The following is a 23,437-nucleotide window of genomic DNA, read 5'->3' on the forward strand; positions in this document are numbered from 1 at the left end:
GGCTGGTGTCATGCGTATCGCAGCAGCACAGATCGTCACCGGTGAGGACCCGCGGCAGAACCTGGAGCTCGTCGACGAGTGGGCGGGCCGGGCCTCGGAAGCCGGCGCCGAGCTGGTGGTCTTCCCCGAAGCCGTCCAGCGGGCCTTCGGGCACACGCTGACCTCCGTCGCCGAGCCCGTGGACGGCCCCTGGGGCGCTCGGCTGCGTGACATCGCACGGCATCACGGGACAGCGATCGTCGCCGGCATGTTCACCCCGGCAGAGCCGGGGGAGCAGGGCCGCGCGCGGGTGACCAATACGCTGCTGGCGGTCGACGGCGAGGGCGTGCTGGCCACCTACGACAAGATCCACCTCTATGACGCCTTCGGCTTCCAGGAGTCCAAGACCGTGGCCCCCGGTGAGGAGCCGGCGCGGTTCACCCTCGACGGTGAGCTCCTCGGCCTGGCGACCTGTTACGACATCCGATTCCCGAACCTGTTCACCGCCCACGCCCGGGCCGGAGCGCTGGCCACCATCCTGCCGGCGTCCTGGGGTGCCGGACCCGGGAAGGTGGACCAGTGGCGGCTGCTGGCCCGCGCCCGGGCGCTGGACTCCACCCAGTACGTGATCGCGTGCGGTCAGGGCCTGCCCGCAGCGGCCGGGGTCGAGGCCGTGGAGGGGGCGCCCACCGGGGTGGGGCACTCCATGATCGTCTCGCCCACCGGGGAGGTGCTCGCCGAGGCCGGCGAGGCCCCGGAGCTGCTGGTCGCCGACCTCGATGCCGACGTCGTGGCCTCCGCCCGGGAGAAGCTCCCGGTGCTGGCCAACGCCCGGGAGATCCCGCAGGGCTGAGGGTTCCTGGCCCTGTCCTCCTGCCCTGCTGCCCTCCGGCCCTGAGCTGGTCCGCGGGCATCCCTGTCCCCCTTTCAGGGACGACGGCGGTGGGTTACGCGCTTCACCAAGGAGTGAGGTCCCTGAAAGGGGGACAGAGATCAGGAGGAGGGGTCAAGAAGTCCGCCCCACGTGGCGACGGCCCGCGGCCAGGGCGTAGACACCCGCCCCGACCGTCACCAGCGGAAAGCTCAGGCTCGCCACCAACCAGGGCACCATCCAGGCGGCCTGCAGCCGCGTCATCTCCAGTGCGGGCCCGGCCAGGAGCCCCACGACGGCGGCCAGCGCGGCGAGCACGATCGTGACCTTCAAGGAGACGACGACGGCGCGGGCCAGTGCGGCCTCGAGTCGTGGGGGCTGCACTGCCCGGGTGGACCACGCCAGGGTGACTCCGGCGAAGACCGCCAGTGCGACCGCGAAGTGGGCGGCAGGTAGCAGGCGCTCGCCGATCAGCCACCAGGCGAGCAGTCCGGCCGCCGTCGCGGAGACCAGTGCCGCAACAGTCGCAGCGACTCCGGGAGCCGCTGCCCGCAGGGCGGGGGTAAGCAATAGTGATGACGCTGCCCCGGCGGCGGCCGCGACAACCGTCGGCGCGGTGATGAGCACCGGTACCCAGCCGATCGCCCCCGCGAAGCCCCCCCCAGGTGGCGCCGAGCTCCGTCAGGAGGCTCACGAGTGCCCACAAAGCACCGATCGCACTGACGAAGGCGGCGGGGTAGGCGGCGCTGCGCCACGTGATCATTGCATGTGTGCTCGGCTGTTCCATGGCTTCATGTCCCTCTTTATCCGTTTCGCACGTTCGATGCGAAAGTTGACCACTGAGACCTCGCCCCAGGGTGAGTCCAGGCAGCCCAGGACGGAGTAGATGCGTAGACCGTCAAGACGCTGCGGTCTCCGAAACTGAAGTTCACTGTATGGCCCGTGCCATACAGGTGGTTCGTTGTGGTTCGGAAGTTGAAGAAGAAGCTGTGGTTCGCATCCGGCAGCTGTGTCACTCCCATTCTGCATTCGAAGTTTCCGATGACGGCTACGCGGAGCGGCAGGAGCTGACCATTGCTGGGATAGTTCCTAGGGGCGCCGGAAATAGGAAAATAGCAATTGAAGCAACCGCGGACCAGGCTGGACGCCTGGTACTTCGTCTTGCCGTATGAGAACGTGTAGGAGTAGCTCCATCCTGAGGAGACTGAGACGGGGTAATCGCTGACCTGATCATGGTTGAATTCCTGGTAGAGGATCCCGTCCTCTCAGGTGTACCAGGCCTCGACTTCTTCACCCGTGGCGTCACTTGCTGTGATGTTGGTGAACGCCGCGACAGTTCCTTCGTCGGCTTCCAGAAGGTACCCTTCAGGGTTCTCGATCAGCTCTGCCTCCGATGTGATGTCGAGGTCCAAAGCCGGTGCCGTAGGTTCGTCGGAGCCGCTGACGACAGAGTTGAATTCCATTCCTGCGGGGTGACTGGTCACCTTGAAAGTGGACCCAAGGCCGTCGTTCAACGCGAGATGCAACTCAGTGTCTACCGTGGACCCAATCTCTTCAGATTCGTCCGTATCGACGACAGTGAAAGTGAGGCTGTCGTTTGCGGAGAGTTCGTCCAGTTCGGTCTCATCCTGTATCCCCGAAGATTGTGGGGTGGAAGGTTCGACAGAGGAGTTTTCGGTATTCGGATTGTGTGAGACCCTGGCCTGTCCAGTCGGTGAGTTCCATACATCCAGTGCCACAGATTTGTCTGACTCTGGGAAGTCCGATGGCGGCGGCGTGTGGGGCGTGTTGTCCACCTGCGTAGGTGTGAACATGCCTGCGCTCAGCGCGCCTATCGAAGCGAGCGATACGAGAGTCTTCATGCGTCCCTTCTTGGCCGGATGAGTTGAGAGCCCCAGGTGAGGGGCTGGACTCTAGGATCGACGAAGTTGTGACCGTCGCCCGGCGGAAGAGCGGATACTGGTGACCATTGGCTACATCCGAGGTCTGACGAGACCCAGCTGAGTAGCACGGATGAGCAGCTGCACGCGGTCTCGAGCGTCAAGTCTGCGATTCAGCCGGCTCAGATGTCCTTTGACTGCGGCTTCGCTAATCGTCATGGCCTGCGCGATCTCATGATTGCTGAGACCTGTGGAGAGGTGCTGCAAGGTCTCCAACTCCCGGGGTGGGACCTCTGGGACCAGGCTGAGGATCCGCGTTGCTGCTCGGTGAAGAGCATCAGGGGAGGCTGTCGGGCTGACCAGCAGATGGGGGGCAATAGCGGAGTCCAGGATGGGCCTGTCTGCGTGGACACGGCGTATGCCAGCCACTATCTCCCGTGCTGTCGCGCCCTTGCTGAGGTACCCGGTGGCGCCCGCGAGAATCGCATGAGCGACAGTCGTTGGGGATGTGAGCGCTGACAGTGCCAGCACCCGCGTGCGTGGGTAGGTGTCGACGATGATCCGAGTGATCTCGACGCCGTCGTGGTCCGGGAGGTGGAGGTCGAGTAGGACGACGTCGGGCGCGTCGTCCCGGACGCGGTGGAGAGCAGCCTGACCAGTGGCGTGGCCGCCGACCAGCTCCATGTCGGAGGCAGATCGCACGTAGATGCTGAGTGCGTCGCGCATGGCGGGATGATCGTCCACCACCAGCACTTGAATCATGGAACGATCCTATAGCCTGACCACATGGTGCGAACCCCAGTTCCCAGCATGGTGCAGAAGCTCCCACGGTCCGCACTGCTGTCCGTAACGATTCCCGTGGGGTCGGCTCTGATCATCTCCCTGGTGCTGCAGATCCTCGTGCTGGAGTCCCCAGTGGCACAGGGTACGTTGATCGCCTACATTGCCTGGGCATTGAGTTTCTGCGCGCTGTGGATCGCGCCGCAGGCCGGTGCCGTCGTCGCACTCGGAGGCGCGGCCATGAGCGGACTTATGGGGGCTCCCTTGGAGGGGGCGCTCCTGGCGGTCTCATTCGCAGGGATTATGGCTGTCTCAGCCCGGCCATGGTGCCGGCGCGCCTATCTGGTGCTGGCCCTGTCCTGGGTGACGCTGTCCGTCTGGGACCGAGCGTCAAGTGGATCGGACCTTGGAATGTGGGTGTGGTGGGCACTGTGCATCGGGTGCGCCTATGTGGTCGGGGGTCTGCTCCGGCGGACCTATGAGCGGCAGCAGGATGCTGAGGAACGTGCTGTTGCTGTTGAGGCGGCCCTCGAGGCGGCCAGGGAGGCCGAGAGACGCGCGCTCGCCCATGAACTCCACGACTCGTTGGGTCATGAGCTGACGATGATCCGGATGCGCAGCGAAGCGGCCGGACTGGCCGAGAATTGTCAGGGCCACGAGACGGCCCTGCGGGCGATTTCGGAGGCTGCGGGCTCGGCGATCTCAGATCTGCATCAGGTGGTGTCGATGCGGCAGGAGATTCCGGGAGATGAGTACGCCGGTATCCAGATGGGGTTGGACGAGGTCCTCGAGCTGCGCCTGAATGAACTGCGTGAGGGCGGGCATCATCCGCAACTGTTGGTGCGTGGGGATTCCGCGAACGTGGGGCTCGTCCTCCAGCACGACCTCGGTCGCCTGATCCAGGAGGCCGTCACCAACGTGCTGCGGCATGGTGCTCCCTCTAATGCAGGCGAGCCCGATTGTTGGATCACGCTCGAGGTCGGCGAGACCCTGGATCTGACGGTGACGAACCGTGCTGGGGCGGACGGCGAATCCGCTGGAGTGGGCAACGGCCGCGGGGTCGGCATGAGCAGCATGGATTGGCGAGTGAGAAGACTTGGAGGAACGTTCCGCGCCGGACCTGACGATGCCGGACGGTGGTGTCTGGAAGCTCACGGGATGCGCCGCGAGTGCCAGGTCGGAATTCCTGCGTCTGGAGCGGTCGGATGAAGGCGTCACAGACAGGGATCCGCGGTCATCCGTCCCTCACGGACTGGCTGTGACGCCCGCCATGTGCTGAGATGGTGTCCGTGACACGGGGTGCCGCACTCTGCGGCTGAGATGACACCCGTCGAACCTGATCCAGTTAGCACTGGCGAAGGGATTGTCCGGCATGTGCGGCCACGCGTCGCACGGCGGCGCACCTGATGGGACCACCGGGGCGCATCGCACATCGCCCGCGGGCCGCCTTCGCCTCGATCCGAGAGGCACGCATGAGCACCGACACCGCAACCACCAGCACCGCACCTTCCACCGAATCCACCGCTGACCCCCTCGACGGCGCGTTGCCGCTGGCCGAACAGATCGTCGTCGTCACCGGCGGCGCCCGCGGCCTGGGCGCGGCCCTGACCGCCGCCTTCCTGCGCGAGGGCGCCCGGGTCGTGGTCAACTACCACTCCTCGCAGGCCGCCGCCGACGAGATCGCCGCCGCCCACCCCGATCACGCGCTGGCCGTGCAGGCCGACGTCCGCGACGCCGAGCAGGTCCGCCGCCTGATCAGCATCTCCGCCGAGCACTTCGGACGACCGGTGACCACGGTGGTGAACAACGCCCTGGTGGACTTCGCCTTCACCGGCGATGCCCGCTCCAAGGCCCACGAGATCACCGCCGAGGAGTTCGAGGCGCAGTTCGCCGGTTCGGTGACCGGCCCGCTGAACCTCATCCAGGCGGCCCTCGCCGGGATGCGCGAGGTCGGCCAGGGCAGGGTCATCACCATCGGCACCAACCTCTTCCAGCACCCGGTGGTGCCGTACCACGACTACACCGCGGCCAAGGCTGCGCTGCTCTCGCTGACCCGCACCTTCGCCGACGACCTCGGCCCGGACGGCATCACCGTCAACATGGTCTCCGGTGGGCTGCTGCGCACCACCGACGCCTCCGCCGCCACTCCGGAGGAGGTCTTCGACGCCATCGCCGCGGGCACCCCGCTGCGCAAGGTCACCATCCCGGAGCAGCTGGCTGACGCCGCCCTGTTCTTCGCCTCCCCGTGGTCGCGCGGGGTGACGGGGCAGAATCTGATCGTCGACGGCGGGCTGGTGAAGGGCTGAGCATGGGAGCGGTCGCACCGGAGGTCAAGCTGAACCTGTTCCTCTTCGGCGTCGGGCACCACAAGGCCGCCTGGCGCGCACCGGACTCTGCGGTGGAGCGGCTCGGCGACGTCGAGCACTACATCGAGCTGGCACGCCTCGCCGAGCGCGGAAAGCTGGACGCCGTGTTCTTCGCCGACGGCCACTCGCTGGGCATCGGCGCCGTCGAGGACGGGCCCACGTGGTTCCTGGAGCCGCTGACGCTGCTGTCGGCGATGAGTCAGCACACCGAGCGGATCGGGCTGGTCAGCACCGTGTCTTCGACCTTCTGGACCCCGTTCCACGCCGCCCGGCTGCTGGCCAGCCTGGACCACATCAGCGGCGGGCGCATCGGCTGGAACGTGGTGACCTCCATGTTCGACGCCGAGGCGCAGAACCACTCCTATCCGTCCATGCCCGCTCATGCCGAACGCTACGGACGGGCTGAGGAGTTCATCGACGCCGTCACTCGGCTCTGGGACTCCTGGCCGCAGGAGTCCCTGCTCCACGATCGAGACGGGCGATACGCCGACGGCGGCCTCATCACGCCCATCGATCATCAGGGTGAGCACTTTCAGGTGGCCGGCCCGCTGAACGTGCCTCGCCCGCCGCAGGGTCGGCCGGTGCTCTTCCAGGCTGGGGCTTCGGACCAGGGCCGAGACCTGGCCTCCCGCCATGCGGAGGCGATCTACGCGGTCGCCTATGACGCCGAGGCCGCGCGTGAGTACAGCACTGACATCCGACGCCGGCTCGCCGCCGCAGGCCGCGACCCCCAGGGCACGGCGATCATGCCCGGACTGGTCACCTATGTGGGCTCCACCATGGCGGAGGCCCGCGCCCAGCAGGCCGCATTGGATGCGCTGCTGCCCACCGAGGCCTCGCTGCGCCAGCTCAGCGTGTTCGTCGGCCAGGACACCTCGGACTGGGAGCTCGACGCGCCCGTGCCGGAGCTGCCCCCGTTGGAGGAGTTCACCGGGCCGCAGGGTCGCTACGCGACGATCCTGCGGATCATCGCCACCGAGCGGCCCACTGTCCGGCAGCTGCTGGGCCGGCTGGCCGCCGGGGGAGGGCACTGCACCATGGTGGGCACGCCGGAGTCGATCGCCGATGAGATCGAACACTGGGTGGACTCGGGCGCCGCCGACGGCTTCAACCTCATGCCGCCGGCCCTGCCGGGGAGCCTCGAGGACTTCGTGGACCATGTGGTCCCGGAGCTTCAGCGTCGCGGACGGTTCCGCACCGACTACATCGGCACTACGCTGCGAGACCACCTGGGGCTGGCCGTGCCCGAACGGAGCGCAGCCGTACCGGCTGCGGCGTTCAGTCCAGCGGGTGGCTGACCGGCAGGTCCTCGGCCAGCAGGTCGATCAGCTCCGCGGTCAGCTCGTCGTCGACGGCCAGCTCGGCGTCGTCGAGCCGGGCGATCGGCGAGACCAGCCGGACGGAGGAGGCCAGGAAGACGTGGTCGGCGTCGAGCAGGTCCTGCGGCGTCAGCGGCCCATAGCCGAGATCCCAACCGGCCTTCTCGGCGGCGGCGAAGATCGCGCCCTGGGTGGTGCCGGGGAGGATCCCGGTCTCCAGCACCGGGGTGATGAGGCGGCGGGCTCCGTCCGCGCCGCGGGTGACGATCAGCACCGTGGAGGTCGGGCCTTCCAGGACCTGGCCGTCGGAGGTGGTGTAGATGACGTCGTCGAAGCCGTGGTCCTTCGCCCAGCGCAGGGAGGCCATGTTCACCGCGTAGCTGAGGGACTTGGCTCCCAGCAGCAGCCAGGGTGCGCGCTCCGCCGCCGTCGAGTCGTAGCCGCGGTCCAGCAGCGTCACCGCCACCGGCTTCCCGCGGGTGGCGCGCATCGCGTCGGTCACCGGGGTCAGCAGCGCCCAGTAGGTGCCGGCGAAGGCGGGATCGTCAGAGGCGGGTTCGCCCTCCACGCCACGGGTGGCCACCAGCTTGATGGTCAGCTCCTCGGGCAGGGCGCCGCGGGTGCGGTACTCCTCGAGGCCCAGCTCGACGGCGGCCCGCCAGCTGGCCGCCGGCGGGATGCCGATGTCCAGGATGTCGGCCGACCGGCCCAGACGCTCCAGATGCGCCTCGAGCTTGCGGATCCGCCCGGCCTCCGCATACATGGTCTCGAAGACGCCGTCGCCGCGCACGGCGCCCAGGTCCGTGACCCGCAGCTGGGGCTGGTGCGGGTCGAAGACCAGACCTTCAGGGTGCTCGACGTCGATCCGCACGGCGACGGCGGCGACGGAGTCCTCGTGGAAGTGCTCAGCCATGCCCCTCAGCATAGGGGTCTGGCGGGTGGAGGAGAACATCTGACACCGTAGGATGGTGAGCTGGACGGCGCCCTGATCAGGGCGGAGGGACGCAACAGACAGGGCGGGACGAGCGATGCTGTGGCCACTGAGCGGCCTGGGGATCGAGGGGCTGCCGCAATGGATCGTGCTCATCATCCTCATCTTCGAGGTCGGTGTGCGCCTGGCCGTGCTCGGCATCATCCCGGACAACAGGCGCCCCAACACCGCCATGGCGTGGCTGCTGGCGATCTTCTTCATCCCCGTCGTGGCCCTGCCCCTGTTCCTGATGATCGGCCGCAACAAGCTCTCGGCGCGCCGACAGGAGCGCCAGCGCAGCATCAACGCGGCCCTGCTGGAGGCCACCAGTCATATGGACCTCTCCGACCAGCTGCGGGACAAGGACGAGCAGCTCGGCGCCACGGCGGCCCTGAACAGGAAGCTCGGCGCCTTCCCGCTGCAGGAGGGCAACCGGATCGAGCTGATCTCGGACTACAAGGCCTCCTTCGACTGGATGGTCCAGGCCATCGACGAGGCCGAGGACTATGTGCACGTGCTGTTCTACATCGTCGGTGACGATCCCGAGTACGCCGGCCCCGTCCTGGACGCCCTCGAACGCGCCTCCGCCCGCGGCGTGCAGGTCCGCTTCCTCTATGACCATCTGGGCACCCTGCGGGTGAAGGGATATCGGCGGCTGAAGCGCCGACTGAAGCGGTCCAGCATCGAGTGGCACCGCGTGCTGCCCATCCGCCCGCTGCGCCGCCGGTTCTCCCGACTGGACCTGCGGAACCACCGCAAGATCGTCGTCGTCGACGGCAAGCACGCCCTCACCGGCTCCACCAACCTCATCGAGCCCCATTACCAGCGCCCGTCCGCGGCACGGATGGGTCGGGAGTGGGTGGAGCTCAACGCGGTGATGGCCGGCCCCGCCGTGACGGGTCTGGACATCGTCTTCGCCTCCGACTGGTATGCCGAGACCGGAGAGAACCTCGGTGAGCACCTGCTGGTGGACCCAGAGGCCGACGAGGCCGCCGTCGGGGGTTCTCTGGCCCAGGTGGTGCCCTCCGGCCCGGGGTTCCCCGACGAGAACAACCTGCGGCTGTTCAACGATCTCATCTACCAGGCCACCGAACGGCTGGTGATCTGCACCCCGTATCTGGTGCCGGACGACTCCCTGCTCTACGCGGTCACCAACGCCGCCCACCGCGACGTCGAGGTCATTCTGCTGGTCTCCAAGAGGGCCGACCAGTTCACCGTTCAGCACGCCCAGCAGTCCTACTATGAGGCGCTGCTCAACGCCGGGGTGCGGATCTTCCGCTACCCGGACCCGGATGTGCTGCACGCCAAGTTCATGATCATCGACGACGACGTGATGGTCATCGGCTCCTCCAACATGGACATGCGGTCCTTCTCGCTGAACCTGGAGGTGACCCTCATGGTGGTCGACGAGCAGAAGGTCCGTGAGGTGGAGGAGGTCTTCGCCTCCTACATGGCGATCTCCAGCGAGCTGCACCTCGAGGACTGGAGGCAGCGGCCCTGGCACGTGCGCTACTTGGACAATGTCTTCCGCCTCACCGCGGCCCTGCAGTGACGTGTCCTCACGGGCGCCTCGACACATGAGGTACCCTCAGAGGCTGTCCGTGCTCAGCTGAGCAGATGCTCTAAGCTGGAAGGCGCTCGCACACCAGACATTCATCCAGGTGAGGCCACCAATGGAGGGGCGATGATCCGAGATCGCACGCCACCGACGACGTCGGCGGCCGGTGCACGGCGCATCGCCATGCCCTCGGCTCTCCTGGCGGCCGTGCTCGGGCTCACCGGCTGCGGCTCGGACGGGGAGGGTTCCGAAGCACGGGACACCTATGCCGCCGTCTCCTCCGCCGAGGATGCCGAGCACGACGACGGTGAGGATACGGCAGAGGACGCCTCCGCGGGGATGAGCGAGAGCGACGTCGACGACGAGGCCGCGGCCCGGCTGGATGCCCTCAGCGAGGATGAGTTCCGTGAGCTGCTGCTGGAGGAGGACGAGCTTCCCTTCGAGTCCGACACCTACGTGGAGGAGTCCGGGGCAGAGTACTTCCACCAGCACATCGGCGTCACCGGGGACACCTACGTCACCGGCTTCGGCGATGAGGAGTGCACCCGGCAGATGGACGGGATCAACGAGCGCCTGGTGGGCCAGGACCCCCAGGACGGACTGATCCGGCAGGCCTCCCGCGCGACGGAGACCGGGGAGGAGCGCCTCTACCTGTGGATGCTCAGCTACGCGGAGGCCGTGGACACCGAGCCCCTCTGGGATGACGTGCTCGACGCCTGCGAGGGCCGTCGTCTGGAGGACGGGGCCGACACCATCGACTTCTCCGCGTTCGCCGCCGCAGGATTCCGCGGGCTCACCATGGAGATGGGCGTGGAGAACGGCTCCGACGTCGTCGAGATGGACGGGTACTCCGCCACCCGCGATATGGGCCGCAACCTGCTGATGATCAGCGCGGTCAACGTGGACGCCGCCACCTTCGAGGACGTCCTGACGGCTCAGGCCGCCAAGATCGACGCCCGGCTCGGCCGCTGAGCCCGCCGCCGGTTGGGCTCGCCTCCGGTTGGGCTCGCCCCGTCCAGATTCCTGAGCCCCTGCCATCTTCACGGGGCGCAGGAATCTGCGGGGGGCGGGAGCGGCGCGCGTGCCCCTCACCGCGAGGGGAACTCGACTCCGAGGGCGCCCAGCACTCCGGCAGACTTCGTGACGACCTCGTCCCACTCGTCGGCCGGGTCGGAGTCTGCGACGATCGCGCCTCCCAGCCCCAGGTGCAGGAGCGCCTCATCCTCCTCCGGGCGCCCCGGGGCGATGACCAGCGTGCGGATCAGCACCGAGAGGTCCGCGGCCCCGGTGGTGCTGAAGTAGCCTGCCACACCGGAGTAGGGGCCCCGCGGCCCGGTCTCCAGGCGCTGCAGGATGTCCATGGTGGAGATCTTCGGGGCGCCGGTCATGGACCCGGGTGGGAAGGCCGCGGCGACGACGTCGGCACGCGGCACCTCCGGGCTGATGCGCGCGCTGACGGTGGAGACCATCTGATGGACGGTCGGATAGGACTCCACGGCACAGAGACGCTCCGTGCGCAGCGTCCCCGGCACCGCGTGGATGGAGAGATCATTGCGCACCAGGTCGGTGATCATGACGTTCTCCGCCCGGTCCTTCGGATGCGCGGCCAGCTCCTGGCGCAGCCGCTCGTCGGCTTGGGGATCCGCGCTGCGGGCTCGGGTGCCCTTGATGGGCTCCGAGCGCACCGTGCCGGCGACGTCGATGCTCAGGTAGCGCTCCGGAGAGGTGGACAGGACATCCACCGCGCCCGCACCGCCCGCACCGCCCGCACCGCAGAGCCGCAGCAGCTGGGTGAACGGCGCCCGGTTGGCGGCCCGCAGCCGCCAGAACAGGGAGAGTGCGTCCAGCTGATCCGCAGGGGCACGTGCGGTCACCGCCGTGGTCAGACACACCTCGTAGGTGTTGCCCTCGTAGATCTCCCGCTGCGCCCGCGCGATCATCGCCAGGTAGTCCTCGCGGCCGTCCCGGACGCGCAGCTCCTGGATCTGTGGGGGCTCAGCCTCCGGCGCCGTCGGCTGCGATGCGGGGGAGTCGGGCCCGGCGGCCAACACCTCGTCCCAGGCCAGCGCCGCTTCGCGCAGCCAGGCCGGGTCCTCGCCCAGGGACTGCACCTCCACCTGGCCCGCGGCGTGATCCAGCACCACCGCATGCGTGGCGCGGAAGAGGTGGGCGTCGTCGGCGGCGGGCCGCGCCGCGCGGGGAGCCTGCTGCTGCAGGTCCGGGGAGCCGACCTCTCGGCGCAGTTCGTAGCCCAACCAGCCGACCCATCCGAGCTGGAACGGCTCCGGGGGGTCGTCAGGGTGGTCCTCTGCGAGGTCCTCGGGGTGTGTCGCCGCGCCCGTGTGCGGCCAGGCCTGGCGCAGCCACCGGAAGAAACCGCCGTCGTGCCGTCGCCAGGGCGCCAGGGCGGATCCGGGCCGGTGCTCCACGGTGACGCCGTCGCGATGCCGCACCTCCAGGGCGTGCTCGCCGCAGGAGAACGCGAGGATGCTGCGTCGGCTGCGCGCCGGCGCGGCGGTGCGGGCGTGGTCGCTGGAGTCGAGCAGGGCCGCCGGCGCATCGGGCCGGGCGGCGGCGAGGAGGGCGAAGAGCAGGATCGCCGCATCCTCGGGCGGCTGCTGTCCGGGCGGAGGAGCGGGAAGCCGGTGCCGGTGCACCGCCGGCGGGACGACGACCTCGGCGGGGTGGGACTGGACCATGGGAGCGTGTCAGTCGTCCCTGCCGAGGAGCCGACGACGCCGCAGCAGGTGGTGGCCGCCGTCGTAGAGCATCCAGATGCCGACGGCGATCTGCACCACGGACAGCCACGTGGCGCTGTGTCCGATCCACAGGAAATAGGCGCCGGTGGCCGCGATGCAGAAGCCCGCGATCACGGTGAACCAGGACAGGCGGCTGGTCTGGACGGTCCGCTCGGGCGGCTGGCCGGAACGGCGGCGCGAGGGGTCGGCGGGCATGGTCACCAGTCTACTGGCCACCCGATACGATGACGGGCGTGACAGAGGACCCCGTTTCCGCCGAGACTCGCCGCGGCCGGCCCCGCAGCGCCGCGTCCCACCAGGCGGTGCTCACCGCCACGGCCCGGCTGCTGACCTGCGGGGAGTACGAATACGACGACGTCACCGTGGAGCGCATCGCCGCCGAGGCCGGCGTGGGCAAGCAGACCATCTATCGGTGGTGGACCAACAAAGCCGGCGTCGTGCTGGAAGCCGTGCTGACCGGGCACCTGCGTCTGGACTTCTCTCCGGTCCCCGAGACCGGAGATCTGCGCGCCGACCTGCTGGCCTGGGTGAGCGAGACCCTGGACGAGACCTTCACCGAGGGACACCGCTCGATGGCGCGCAGCCTCATCTCAGCCCTGGTCACCGGAGGGGCGGAGACGGACAGCCTCCTGGCCGCGTCGCAGATCTGGGAGGAGTCCCCGGTGGCGGACCGCCTGCGGGCCGAGCGCGACGCGGGGCGCCTGCGGGCTGATCTGGAGCCCAGTGCGGCGGCCGCGGCACTGGCGAGCCCGCTGGTGCTGCGCCTCATCACCAGCGGCCGCCCGCAGGACTCGTGGGCCCATTCGCTGGTCGACATCGTCCTCGACGGGGCTTGGGCCCACTGAGCCGCACCCCGGCGGATCGGCGGGAGCCGTCGTCTGCGCCCTCATGCTGTGATTCTCCTCACGGATGGCCTCTCTGTGCCCTCTGGGCATTTATGAGACGACTCGTTCCGTTTATTCTGGAGGTGCTGACGCGTGTCACCCACGTCGTCCCCTCCTGCCCACCCCTCCACGGAGACGGAACCCACCCATGGCAAGACTCCTCCACCGGCTCGGTCTCTTCGCCGCCCGACGCGCCAAGACGGTCATCGCCGCCTGGTTCGCGGTGCTGGCGATCGCCGTGACCTCCTTCCTGTCCTTCGGCGGCCAGCTGACCGACCAGATCACCCTCCCCGACCTCGAGACCACCAGGGTGGCCGACCGGCTCGCCGAGGAGATCCCCGACGTCGGCGGCGGCAGCGCGATCGCCGTGCTCCAGACCGAGGACGGCGCGCCGTTCACCGACGAGCAGATCGAGGAGGTCGCCGCACTCAGCGAGGAGCTCGAGGCGCTCGAGCCGGTGGACGGCGTCACCGATCCCTTCGTGGCCGCCGCTGAGCGCGCCGACGGTGAGGCGGAGCTCCGGGACGCCCGGGAGGAGCTCGACGCCGGTCGTGAGGAGCTCGACTCCGGCACGGAGGAGCTGGAGTCGGGAGAGGAGCAGCTCGACGCCGGTCAGGATCAGCTCGACGATGCCCAGGAGCAGCTGGACGCCGCCGTCGCCGAGGCCCAGGCCGGCGGCTACTACGAGGCCGCCCAGGAGGAGCTCGACGCCCAGCAGGCCCAGCTGGACGCCCAGCAGACCCAGCTCGACGACACCCGCGCCGAGCTGGACGACGCCCGCGAGGAGATCGCCTCCGGAGAGGCCGAGCTCGCCGACGGGGAGGCCGAGCTGGAGCGCGGCGAGCAGATGCTCGAGCTGACTGAGGCGGTGCAGACCGTCTCATCCGACGACGACGTCGCCATCCTGACCGTCACCTTCCCGGAGGAGCTGCAGGCCGTCGGCACCGACAGCCTCACCCTGGTCTCGGACACGCTCGCCGAATCGCACATCGACGGTGTCGAGATCCTGCCCTCCAGCGAGCTGAACTTCGAGATGCCTCACCTGTTCAGCACCGCCGAGGCGATCGGACTGATGATCGCCGCCGCCGTGCTGCTGGTCATGCTCGGCACCCTCATCGGTGCCGGGCTGCCACTGCTCAACGCCCTGGTCGGGGTGGGGATCGGAGTGGCCGGAGCCATGTCCCTGTCCGGCTTCGTGGACATGATGAGCGTGACCCCCATCCTCGGGCTCATGCTCGGTCTCGCCGTCGGCATCGACTACGCCCTGTTCATCCTGCACCGTCACCGCACCCAGATGAAGGATGGCATGGAGCTGCGCGACTCCATCGCGCTGGCCAACGGCACTGCGGGCAACGCCGTCGTCTTCGCCGGGGCCACGGTGATCATCGCCCTGCTGGCGCTCAATGTCACCGGCATCGGATTCCTCGGGCTGATGGGCTCCATCGCCGCCGCCTGCGTGTTCATCGCCGTCCTGATGGCCGTGACCATGACCCCGGCGACCCTGTCGCTGGCCGGGCGCCGCATCCTCGCCCGCCGGGAACGCCGCTACATCGGCCTGCGGAAGGGCCGTCGCATCACCGAGCCGATGAAGACTCCGCGTGCCCTGGGGCTCGCCGCACTGGCGATCATCGGGCTCTGCGTGCTGGCCATCCCCACCTTCTCGCTGCGCCTGGGTCTGCCCGACGCCAGCTCGGACCCGGCGGACTCCACGTCATACCAGGCTTACCAGGCCACTGAGGAGGCCTTCGGCGCAGGGCAGAACGGACCGCTGCTGCTGGTGGCGGACCTCCCCGAGGGGCTCAGCGAATCGGAGGCCCAGGACCTGCAGGTCAGCGTCGCCCAGGAGCTCGACGCCCGTGACGACGTCGCCGCCGTGGTGCCCGCCGCGCTGAACGAGGACCACGACGTCGCCGTCCTCCAGCTCATCCCCGACGAGGGGCCGGCCTCCGAGTCCGTGGAGCAGCTGGTCCACGACCTGCGTGGCCCCGAGGCCCTGACCGGTGAGGCCGTCGACGGCGTCGAACTCTCCGTGGCCGGCATGACGGCGGCGAACATCGACATCTCCGAGGTCATCGCCGACGCCCTGCCCCTGTACCTGGTGGTCGTCGTCGGACTCTCCCTGCTGCTGATGATCATGGTCTTCCGGTCCATCCTGCTGCCGGTGGTGGCCACGCTGGGCTTCGTCGGGTCCTTCGCGGCCGGGCTGGGCGGCGTCGTCGCCGTCTTCCAATGGGGTTGGCTGGGGGACCTGTTCGGCATCACCGAGCCCGGGCCGATCCTGACCTTCCTGCCGATCATCATGGTCGGGATCCTGTTCGGGCTGGCCATGGACTATCAGCTGTTCACCGGCTCAGGGATGCGAGAGGCCTACGCCCACGGGGACTCCGCCCGGCTGGCGGTGCGCAAGGGGCTCCATGCCGGCCGCTCCGTGGTCACCGCCGCCGCGCTCATCATGGGCTCGGTGTTCGCCGGGTTCATCTTCACCGACGAGCCTATGGTCACCTCGATCGGCCTCGCCCTGGCGCTCGGTGTGCTGCTGGACGCCTTCGTGGTCCGGCTGGTGCTGGTGCCGGCCCTGCTGCACCTGGCCGGCCCCGCCGCCTGGTGGCTGCCGAGGTGGCTGGATCGGATCCTGCCCGATGTCGACGTCGAGGGCTCTGCGCTGGAGCGTCAGGTCCTGGAGGTGGACGAGTGGAGCGGCGCCGGCGGTTCCGCCGACGCTGCGGAGCAGGACTCCTCGCGGGTGCCGGAGACCGCCGACGCCGGGCGCTGACGTCCCGCCCCCACGCATCGAGTGGCCGAGAATCCCCTCATCTACCCGGTGACACGCCGTGTCGCGGGGTCAGATGCCGGGATTCTCGGCCACTCGATCTCGGGGGAGGGGGCGGCTCAGGCGGAGCCGCGAGGGTCGACGTCGTCGTCCCCGGTGAGCGGCTCCTCCAGCAGCTCGAACACGCCGTCGATGATCCGGTTCGGCCGGAACGGGAAGTCGGCGATGTCGGCCCGGCTGGAGAGGCCGGAGAGCACCAGGATCGTGTGCATGCCGGCCTCCATGCCGGCGACGATGTCGGTGTCCATGCGGTCGCCGATCATGGCCGTCTGCATGGAGTGGGCACCCAGGTGGTTCAGGGCGGAGCGGAACATCATCGGGTTGGGCTTGCCCACCACGTAGGGGTCGCGCCCGGTGGCCTTGGTGATCAGTGAGGCGATCGCGCCCGTGGCCGGGAGGACTCCCTCGGAGCTGGGGCCGGTGGCGTCCGGGTTGGTGACGATGAACCGGGCGCCGTCGTTGATGAGCCGCACGGCCTTGGTGATCGCCTCGAAGCTGTAGTTGCGGGTCTCGCCCACCACCACGTAGTCCGGGCTGGTCTCGGTCATGATGAAGCCGGCCTCGTGCAGGGCCGTGGTGAGTCCGGCTTCGCCGACCACGTAGCAGCTGCCCTGGGCGTTCGACTCCGGCGAGATCTGGTTGGCCAGGAAGGTCGCGGTGGCCAGGGCGGAGGTCCAGATCCGGTCCTCCGGGACGACCAGCCCCGAATGCCGCAGCCGGGCGCTGAGGTCCCGCGCAGTGAAGATCGAGTTGTTGGTCAGCACAAGGTAGGGGAGGTCCTGGCGGCGCCACTGCTCCAGCAGCTCAGCCGCCCCCGGAAGGGCCTCGTGCTCACGGACGAGCACGCCGTCCATATCGGTCAGCCAGCATTCCACAGAGTCACCGTTCATGGCCTCATCCTATGCAGTCTGCCTGCCCCTGCCCAGGACGCAGGTCACGTACCCGTCTGCGAGCCCGTCCCTCTTGTCGCCCGCGCCCGCGCCGGTCCTCGTGCCCTTGACGGGACTCGAGCCTCTGTGGTTCATTAGTGCAGTAATGAACCACAGAGGTAGTGGACTGGACTATGCTGGGCGGGCTCCTGAAGGAAGGTGAGGCAGTGGAAGAAGGTCGCGCACTCTTCGTGCAGATCGCCGAGCAGATCGAGGCGTCTGTGCTGGACGGCACGCTCTCCGAAGGGGAGCGGGCGCCGTCGGCCAATGAGCTCGCGACGTTCCACCGCATCAACCCCGCCACCGCCGCCAAGGGGATCAACCTCCTGGTGGACCGCGGAATCCTCGTCAAGCGACGGGGTCTGGGCATGTTCGTCGCCGAGGGGGCCCGCGAGGTCCTCCGGGCGGAACGTCGGCAGCAGTTCGCCGAGAACTACCTCGAACCCCTGCTCATCGAGGCCCGGGCGATCGGGCTGACCACCGAGACCGTCCTGGAGATGATCCGCAGCCGCGGATCTCGCTGACGGTCACCACAGGAGAGGAGGCGCCCCATGGGCACCGCCATCGACGTCCGCGGAGTCACGCGGCGCTATCGGAGCACGACGGCACTGGATCAGGTGTCCGTCAGCTTCGAGAAGGACATGATCCACGGGCTGCTGGGCCGCAACGGGGCCGGCAAGACCTCGCTGATGTCCGTCATCACCGCGCAGGACTGGCCCAGCGAGGGCGAGATCCGCGTGCTCGGCCACCGGCCGCAGGAGAACGAGCAGGTGCTGCCGAACATCTGCTTCGTCCGGGAGGAGCAGCAGTACTTCGACGACGCCAAGGCCCACCACGCCTTCCGGGCGGCCGCGATGGCGTTCCCGAACTGGGACCAGGAGCTCTGCGACCGACTGGCCGAGGAATTTCGGGTGCCGGAGAAGACCCGGATCAAGAAGATGTCCCGCGGGCAGCGTTCCGCCGTGGGGGTCATCATCGGGATCGCCAGCAGGGCGGAGGTCACGTTCTTCGACGAGCCCTACATGGGGCTCGACGCCGTGGCGCGCCAGCTCTTCTATGACCGCCTGCTCGAGGACTACGCTCAGCATCCCCGCACGATCGTGCTGTCCTCGCATCTGATCGACGAGATCGCCCATCTCATCGAGAACGTGGTGCTCATCGACCGCGGCCGCATCATCCTCGACGAGCCCGTCGAGCAGCTTCGGGACCGGGCCGTGACGCTGGTGGGGCGCGCCGACGCCGTCGCGGAGATCGCCGCCGGACGAGAGGTCCTCCACGAGGAGACGATGGGCCGCATGGCCCGGGCCACCGTCCTGGGAGCGCTCGATGACGGAGAGCGTCGCCGGGTGGAGGAGCTGGACATCGACATCGTGCCGGTGTCCCTGCAGCAGCTGGTGGTCCGACTGACGGCCCGTGAGCAGAAGGAGGGGGCCCGATGAGGTCGACGATGCAGCAGGCCACCGAACCAGAGACCATGGACGGAGCGAAGGAGCACCGCATGTCCCCGACGACGACGACGGCGCAGCAGGCCGGTCGACGCGACGCTGACGCGCGCGAGCATCAGAAGTCCGGGCACTCCAGCTACGCCCGAATTCTCCCGGCCTTCCGGCTGCAGTTCGTGGTGCCGCAGCTGATCTGGGTGCCGGCCATCGTGCTGGCGGCCTCCTGGGGCCTGGCCGTGGGCATCGGACTGTGGATCTCCGCACTTGTGGACGACCGGGTGCCGGTCGAGGAGCCCATCTATACCGGCGCCGCGCAGGCCGTGCTGTGGTGCCTGGTGTTCATGGCGGCCTATTCGGGCACTCATACGTTCCCGTTCGCCCTGGCGCTGAGCTACAGCCGCCGCGTGTACCTGATCGGGGCGCTCCTGGCGTTCCTCGCCGTCTCCCTGGGCTATGGGGTCGCCGCAGCCGGCGGGGCCGCCCTGGAGGAGGCCACGGACGGGTTCGGTGCCCATGTCTACGTGTTCGCGCTGCCGTATCTGCTGACGGACGGGTTCATCGCCCTGGGGGCGATGGCGACCACGGCGAGCATGCTCGTGATGCTGGCCGGCTTCGGCGCGGCGATGCTCTATAAGCGGTTCTCCGTGACCGTGACATGGACGGTCATCATCGGTCTCGTGGCGGTGCTGGCCGTCGCGGCGATGCTGCTCTGGCAGGCCGACGCCTGGCCGACCGTGTGGCAGTGGATGACCGAGCAGACTCCCTGGCGCATCGCCGGATGGCTGGTGACGCCGGTGGTGGCGCTGGCCTTGGTGGACTATTGGCTGATCCGTCGCGCCACGCCCTGAGGTCGACGGCGGTGTGCCGTGTGGAGTGGGGCAGCGCGGCGATGCTGAAGCCCTGCGAGCAAGAGAGAACCCCGAGCTGACCAGCGTGAGGGGGGACGCATATGAGCGGTCAGCTCGGGGTTCTCGAATCACTCGCACCTTGATGAGGTGATTCCTACTCTAGGAAGCCACCTTGATGGTTCCCCCGATAATCCCTGGGAGTTTCCTGGGAGTAGGTGACCGGTGGGTGAACTTCGCTGGCACAGGCTGCGTCACAGTGCATCGCACCAGGTCAGGGGCGTGAAGCTGGGATGCTGTCGGGTGCGGTGATCTCCCGCACACCAGGGACTCAGCCCTCTGCGGCTTCCGGGCGAGGAGTGCCGGGGTGAAGCATGATGTGGCCGCCCTCGATGGTCACCAAGTGGGTCCGGACCGGGGTCATCGCCGGAGGGGTCTCGGGGGTACCGGTGCGCAGGCAGAATGCGGAGGCGTGCATGGGACACTCCAGCGTGCAGTCCTCCACGAATCCGTCGGAGAGTGATACCGACTCGTGGCTGCACTCGTCGTCCAGGGCATAGAAGCCTCCGTCCTCGGCGTGCACCACCGCGATGTCTGCCTCATATCCTGAATCTTCGGCGTCGACACGCATGACCTCGCCCTCCTCCAGGGAGTCCATAGGACCCAGGTCGAGAGGGGTGCGGACGACGTCGGCGTCGGGGGACTGGGGCATCAGGGGGCCTTTCCACGGGATCGGGGGCGCCGGCGGGCAGCCGGCGGGCTGGGGTGTCGTGCGGGGATGTGTGAGGTGTTGTGCGGGGCCATTGTCTCAGGGTGGGGCATCGGTGATCGCCATGCGGGCCGGTGCGCAGCGAGCCGACGTAGGAGGAGGGGCCGTCAGTGGCCGCGCAGGCGCTCCAGCTGGCGGCGCTCACGTTTGGTGGGACGCCCGGTGCCCCGTTCGCGGACGGGCAGTCCGACGTCGCGGGGCCGGATCCGCTCCTCCGAGTGGTCTCGGTAGGCCTTCTGGGCCACGGGGGCACCCACGCGCTTGGCGGGGGTGTGCACGACCTCCAGGACCAGCTCGTGTCCGGGGCGGCGCACTCGCACCACCGTGCCGGGTGTGACCTTCACGGAGGCCTTCACCGGGTCGCCGTCGATCTTCACGTGTCCGGCGCGGCAGGCGGTGGTGGCCGCCGAGCGCGTCTTGAAGATCCGCACCGACCACAGCCAGGCGTCCACACGGACCGGTGCTGTCGGGGCATTGTCAGCCATAGGACCAGTCTACGGGGTGGCCCTGGGGTGCAGCTGGCCCTGCGGCAGGGCAGGTGGTGCGTGGCCTGGTGTGTTCGCCCGGGAGTAGACAGACGCAGACCCCGTGTCAGAAGCGCAGAGGGGGGACGCTGCTGCCTGACACGGGGTCTGCTGAATCACTCGCACCTTGAAGAGGTGCCTCCACACTAAGGAGCGACCTTGAAAGGTCAATGGACACTTCCTGGGAGTCTCCTGGGATTTTCTGTCCGGGGGCCTGTGCTGGGTGGGCGGGTGGGCTCAGGGGCGCCGTCGGGAACCTGCCGGCGGGGCGTGTCAGGGTCGTCCACGGTGTGTCACGTTCTGATTACGATGTCGCTTCAGTCCCCGGTCAGGCTCCCGTCGAGCAGGGCCGGAGTGGAATAGTAGGGAGCCGAGGGCAGTGCGGCGACTTCGACGATTGTCCTGCGGTAGTGGCATTCGACTCCCGCACTGCCCTCCATCCTCGCTCCCGGCGCATCCCTCCCGGTGCCGGGAACAGCGTCGAGCCGGATCGCGACTCCGCAGACCGGCCGCTCGGAACGGCGGCGTGCCTCACCGAGCTGACCTCGGAGGACTGCGGTTTCGGGGCCTCGCTCACCCCCGGAAGAAACCTCACAGGCGCGCCGCCAGGGTTGAACCTGAGGTCGAAGCTTGCACAAGAACTCCTTGCTCTCGCCTGTTCGGCTGAGGTTACAGTGGTGCCGACCTGGCGCAGGACCGGTCCCGGACGCTTCCCATCGTGAACGGACCGAACCCGCATTGACGGCCAGGTCGCCTGCCAGCCTGACGGACGACTGTGACCAGCATCCCCGCACGGCGCTGAGAGGCCCGCTCGGGTCCGGTGCTCCCATCACCGGACAAGACCCGAGATCGGCTGACCACGCTGTGTGCGCATCGTCTTGAGGGGACCGTTCCCTGTGAACGTCTAGTGAGGAATCCGCTGTGCCGAAGAAGATCTCGACGGCCGTCGCCGGCTCGCTCGCCGTCGGCCTGACCCTGCCGCTGCAGACAGGCGTCGCCCATGCCGCGACGTCGCCCGCCCCGCCGACCGTGCCGGGGGCCCCTGGTCATGGCTCGCTGGCCTCGACCATGAGCCTGGCCGAGCTGCTCGACGGTGTCGACGTCTCCGCCGACGCTGCGACCCCGGCCCCTGTGACGACGGCTGCCGTGCCGGCGTCGAACGCCCCGACAACCGGCGACGGCGAGGTCGCCTCGGCGCCAGAGCCGGGCCTCCACCAGCCGACGACCTTCCTCAACGCCCGCACGGGTCCCTCCATGGATGCCGAGGTGGCCTTCGTGCTCGAGCCCGATGAGCTCGTGCAGGTCACCGGCGAGGAGCAGGGCTGGGCCGCGATCGACCACGACGGTGAGACGCTCTACGTGGGGCCGAGGTACCTGAAGCCGGCCGCGGCCGAGGCCACGACTTGGCTGAACCTGCGTGGCGGGCCCGGCATGAGCCACGAGGTCCTCCGCGTGCTGGACCCCGGCTTCCCGATGCAGGTCCTCTCCGGACCCGAGGACGGCTGGTACGAGCTCACCGTGGCGGGCCAGACCGGCTGGGCCTACGGCGAGTACCTCTTCTTCGGGGCCGGCTCCGCCCAGAGCGTGGGTGGCGCCGACGCCGAGGCGCCTGCCGAGGCCCCCGCATCCGAGGAGGCGGCAGAGTCTGGTGGGGATGCCGAGACGTCCTCCCACAGCCTGGACGACTACCTGCCCGGGACCCGCGGGCTGGTGGAACAGCTGGCCGCCCAGGAAGGACTGAGCCCGGAGGCTCTCTTCCAGCAGCTCCTGGCCGACCCTGATGTCCTCGACGACGACGGCGTGCTGGACCACGCGGCGCTGCAGGCCCGTCTGCCCGAGGCCGAGCCGGCGGGCGAACCCGACCCTGGTCCGGCGGAGGAGCCCGCCCCGGAGCAGGCGAACGTCGCCGACAAGCCGGCAGAGAAGCCTGAAGCCGAGCCCGACTCCGAGCCGGCCGCCGACCCGGCCGCCGAGGATGAGGCTGAGGCCCCGGACGCTGAGGAGGAGGGCTCGCAGGGTTCCCTGGATGACTATCTTCCCGGCACGCGAGGCCTGGTGGAGCAGCTCGCACAGCTGGAGGAGACCGAGGCGCAGCGGCTCTTCGATGAGCTGATGGCTGATGATGCGTTCCTGGATGAGGATGGTCTGCTGGACCATGACGCGATCCAGCAGCGTGTGGATGAGCTGACCCCGGAGCCGGAGGCCGAGGATGAGGCCGACGCTGACGACGACGCTGATGACGACGCTGACGAGGCTGAGGCTGACGACGACGAGGTTGATGATGAGGCTGAAGCGGCCGGGTCGGCGCACAGCTTGGATCAGTATCGGCCGGGGACTCGTGATCTGGTGGAGCAGCTCGCACAGCTGGAGGAGACCGAGGCGCAGCGGCTCTTCGATGAGCTGATGGCTGATGATGCGTTCCTGGATGAGGATGGTCTGCTGGACCATGACGCGATCCAGCAGCGTGTGGATGAGCTGACCCCGGAGCCGGAGCCGGAGCCGGAGCCGGAACCTGAGGCCGAGGATGAGGCCGACGCTGACGACGAGGCCGACGAGGCCGACGAGGCTGAGGCTGACGACGACGAGGTTGATGATGAGGTCGAGGCGGCCGGGTCGGCGCACAGCTTGGATCAGTATCGGCCGGGGACTCGTGATCTGGTGGAGCAGCTCGCACAGCTGGAGGAGACCGAGGCGCAGCGGCTCTTCGATGAGCTGATGGCTGATGATGCGTT

General features: G+C 68.7%; 21 protein-coding genes and 1 riboswitch. Of the genes, 12 read left to right on the plus strand and 9 right to left on the minus strand.

Features of this window, described 5'->3' with window-relative positions; genetic code table 11:
- Positions 1 to 10: 10 nt before the first annotated feature.
- Entirely contained in the window at positions 11 to 832 is an 822-nt protein-coding gene (locus tag SD455_RS08820; protein WP_445507858.1) for a carbon-nitrogen hydrolase family protein, read from the plus strand.
- Positions 833 to 985: 153 nt separating this feature from the next.
- Here the strand turns inward: SD455_RS08820 and SD455_RS08825 are convergent, their stop codons facing one another.
- From SD455_RS08825 to SD455_RS08835, 3 genes are all read right to left on the minus strand, one after another.
- Positions 986 to 1,477, minus strand: a complete 492-nt coding sequence (locus tag SD455_RS08825; protein WP_445507859.1) for a hypothetical protein — start codon at positions 1,475 to 1,477, stop codon at positions 986 to 988.
- Positions 1,478 to 2,115: 638 nt separating this feature from the next.
- Complete coding sequence (locus SD455_RS08830; protein WP_445507860.1) at positions 2,116 to 2,712, minus strand: hypothetical protein; 597 nt, start codon at positions 2,710 to 2,712, stop codon at positions 2,116 to 2,118.
- Between the two features lie 111 nt (positions 2,713 to 2,823).
- Positions 2,824 to 3,492, minus strand: coding sequence for a response regulator transcription factor (locus SD455_RS08835; RefSeq protein WP_070160214.1), 669 nt, complete (start codon positions 3,490 to 3,492; stop codon positions 2,824 to 2,826).
- Between the two features lie 24 nt (positions 3,493 to 3,516).
- Between SD455_RS08835 and SD455_RS08840 the strand changes: the two genes are divergently transcribed.
- The 3 genes from SD455_RS08840 (at position 3,517) to SD455_RS08850 (ending at position 7,174) form a co-directional block, all read left to right on the plus strand.
- Positions 3,517 to 4,719: a sensor histidine kinase gene (locus tag SD455_RS08840; protein WP_445507861.1), complete on the plus strand. Its 1,203-nt coding sequence runs from the start codon at positions 3,517 to 3,519 to the stop codon at positions 4,717 to 4,719.
- A gap of 76 nt (positions 4,720 to 4,795) precedes the next feature.
- Positions 4,796 to 4,891, plus strand: a riboswitch (TPP riboswitch).
- A 91-nt stretch (positions 4,892 to 4,982) separates the two neighbouring features.
- A complete protein-coding gene (locus SD455_RS08845) occupies positions 4,983 to 5,816 on the plus strand; it encodes a 3-oxoacyl-ACP reductase (RefSeq protein WP_445507862.1) in 834 nt (277 codons plus the stop codon).
- Between the two features lie 2 nt (positions 5,817 to 5,818).
- Complete coding sequence (locus tag SD455_RS08850) at positions 5,819 to 7,174, plus strand: LLM class flavin-dependent oxidoreductase (protein WP_070158824.1); 1,356 nt, start codon at positions 5,819 to 5,821, stop codon at positions 7,172 to 7,174.
- On the opposite strand, the gene SD455_RS08855 is transcribed toward SD455_RS08850, so the two are convergent.
- Positions 7,155 to 8,108 carry an aminotransferase class IV gene (locus tag SD455_RS08855; RefSeq protein ID WP_070158827.1) on the minus strand — a complete coding sequence of 318 codons (954 nt, stop codon included), beginning with the start codon at positions 8,106 to 8,108 and terminating at the stop codon, positions 7,155 to 7,157. The two genes, SD455_RS08850 and SD455_RS08855, sit on opposite strands and share 20 nt — an antisense overlap.
- A gap of 115 nt (positions 8,109 to 8,223) precedes the next feature.
- Between SD455_RS08855 and cls the strand changes: the two genes are divergently transcribed.
- Both cls and SD455_RS08865 read left to right on the plus strand, forming a co-directional pair.
- The gene (gene cls / locus SD455_RS08860; protein WP_070158823.1) at positions 8,224 to 9,717 is read left to right on the plus strand and encodes a cardiolipin synthase; all 1,494 of its coding nucleotides are present in this window, start codon (positions 8,224 to 8,226) and stop codon (positions 9,715 to 9,717) included.
- A 132-nt stretch (positions 9,718 to 9,849) separates the two neighbouring features.
- Entirely contained in the window at positions 9,850 to 10,695 is an 846-nt protein-coding gene (locus SD455_RS08865; protein ID WP_445507863.1) for a hypothetical protein, read from the plus strand.
- A 116-nt stretch (positions 10,696 to 10,811) separates the two neighbouring features.
- Here SD455_RS08865 and SD455_RS08870 read toward each other — a convergent pair whose 3' ends face one another.
- Together SD455_RS08870 and SD455_RS08875 are read right to left on the minus strand one after the other, a co-directional pair.
- Positions 10,812 to 12,422: an anthranilate synthase component I family protein gene (locus SD455_RS08870; protein WP_445507864.1), complete on the minus strand. Its 1,611-nt coding sequence runs from the start codon at positions 12,420 to 12,422 to the stop codon at positions 10,812 to 10,814.
- A gap of 9 nt (positions 12,423 to 12,431) precedes the next feature.
- The gene (locus SD455_RS08875; protein WP_070158600.1) at positions 12,432 to 12,677 is read right to left on the minus strand and encodes a hypothetical protein; all 246 of its coding nucleotides are present in this window, start codon (positions 12,675 to 12,677) and stop codon (positions 12,432 to 12,434) included.
- Between the two features lie 38 nt (positions 12,678 to 12,715).
- Between SD455_RS08875 and SD455_RS08880 the strand changes: the two genes are divergently transcribed.
- Entirely contained in the window at positions 12,716 to 13,327 is a 612-nt protein-coding gene (locus SD455_RS08880; RefSeq protein ID WP_311025206.1) for a TetR/AcrR family transcriptional regulator, read from the plus strand.
- A gap of 187 nt (positions 13,328 to 13,514) precedes the next feature.
- Positions 13,515 to 16,139 (plus strand): MMPL family transporter, encoded by a 2,625-nt coding sequence (locus SD455_RS08885; protein WP_445507865.1) that lies wholly within the window; start codon positions 13,515 to 13,517, stop codon positions 16,137 to 16,139.
- A 116-nt stretch (positions 16,140 to 16,255) separates the two neighbouring features.
- Here SD455_RS08885 and SD455_RS08890 read toward each other — a convergent pair whose 3' ends face one another.
- Complete coding sequence (locus SD455_RS08890; protein WP_070158603.1) at positions 16,256 to 17,086, minus strand: HAD-IIA family hydrolase; 831 nt, start codon at positions 17,084 to 17,086, stop codon at positions 16,256 to 16,258.
- Positions 17,087 to 17,292: 206 nt separating this feature from the next.
- Here SD455_RS08890 and SD455_RS08895 point away from each other — a divergent pair, with 206 nt between their 5' ends.
- The 3 genes from SD455_RS08895 to SD455_RS08905 are packed head-to-tail and all read left to right on the plus strand — an operon-like array spanning position 17,293 to position 19,415.
- Positions 17,293 to 17,649 carry a GntR family transcriptional regulator gene (locus tag SD455_RS08895; RefSeq protein WP_445507866.1) on the plus strand — a complete coding sequence of 119 codons (357 nt, stop codon included), beginning with the start codon at positions 17,293 to 17,295 and terminating at the stop codon, positions 17,647 to 17,649.
- Between the two features lie 27 nt (positions 17,650 to 17,676).
- Entirely contained in the window at positions 17,677 to 18,564 is an 888-nt protein-coding gene (locus SD455_RS08900) for an ATP-binding cassette domain-containing protein (RefSeq protein WP_445507867.1), read from the plus strand.
- Positions 18,561 to 19,415, plus strand: coding sequence for a hypothetical protein (locus tag SD455_RS08905; protein ID WP_445507868.1), 855 nt, complete (start codon positions 18,561 to 18,563; stop codon positions 19,413 to 19,415). The genes SD455_RS08900 and SD455_RS08905 overlap by 4 nt, the downstream gene beginning before the upstream one ends.
- Positions 19,416 to 19,743: 328 nt before the next feature.
- Here SD455_RS08905 and SD455_RS08910 read toward each other — a convergent pair whose 3' ends face one another.
- Together SD455_RS08910 and SD455_RS08915 are read right to left on the minus strand one after the other, a co-directional pair.
- Entirely contained in the window at positions 19,744 to 20,124 is a 381-nt protein-coding gene (locus SD455_RS08910) for a bifunctional 3-phenylpropionate/cinnamic acid dioxygenase ferredoxin subunit (RefSeq protein ID WP_083277238.1), read from the minus strand.
- 164 nt (positions 20,125 to 20,288) lie between these two features.
- Positions 20,289 to 20,666, minus strand: a complete 378-nt coding sequence (locus SD455_RS08915) for an RNA-binding S4 domain-containing protein (protein ID WP_070158606.1) — start codon at positions 20,664 to 20,666, stop codon at positions 20,289 to 20,291.
- A gap of 960 nt (positions 20,667 to 21,626) precedes the next feature.
- On the opposite strand from SD455_RS08915, the gene SD455_RS08920 reads away from it, so the two are divergent.
- Positions 21,627 to 23,437, plus strand: a 1,811-nt coding sequence (locus SD455_RS08920; RefSeq protein ID WP_445507869.1) for an SH3 domain-containing protein, incomplete at its 3' end; no start/stop codon positions are given.

This window comes from Nesterenkonia sp. K-15-9-6 (assembly GCF_052656005.1).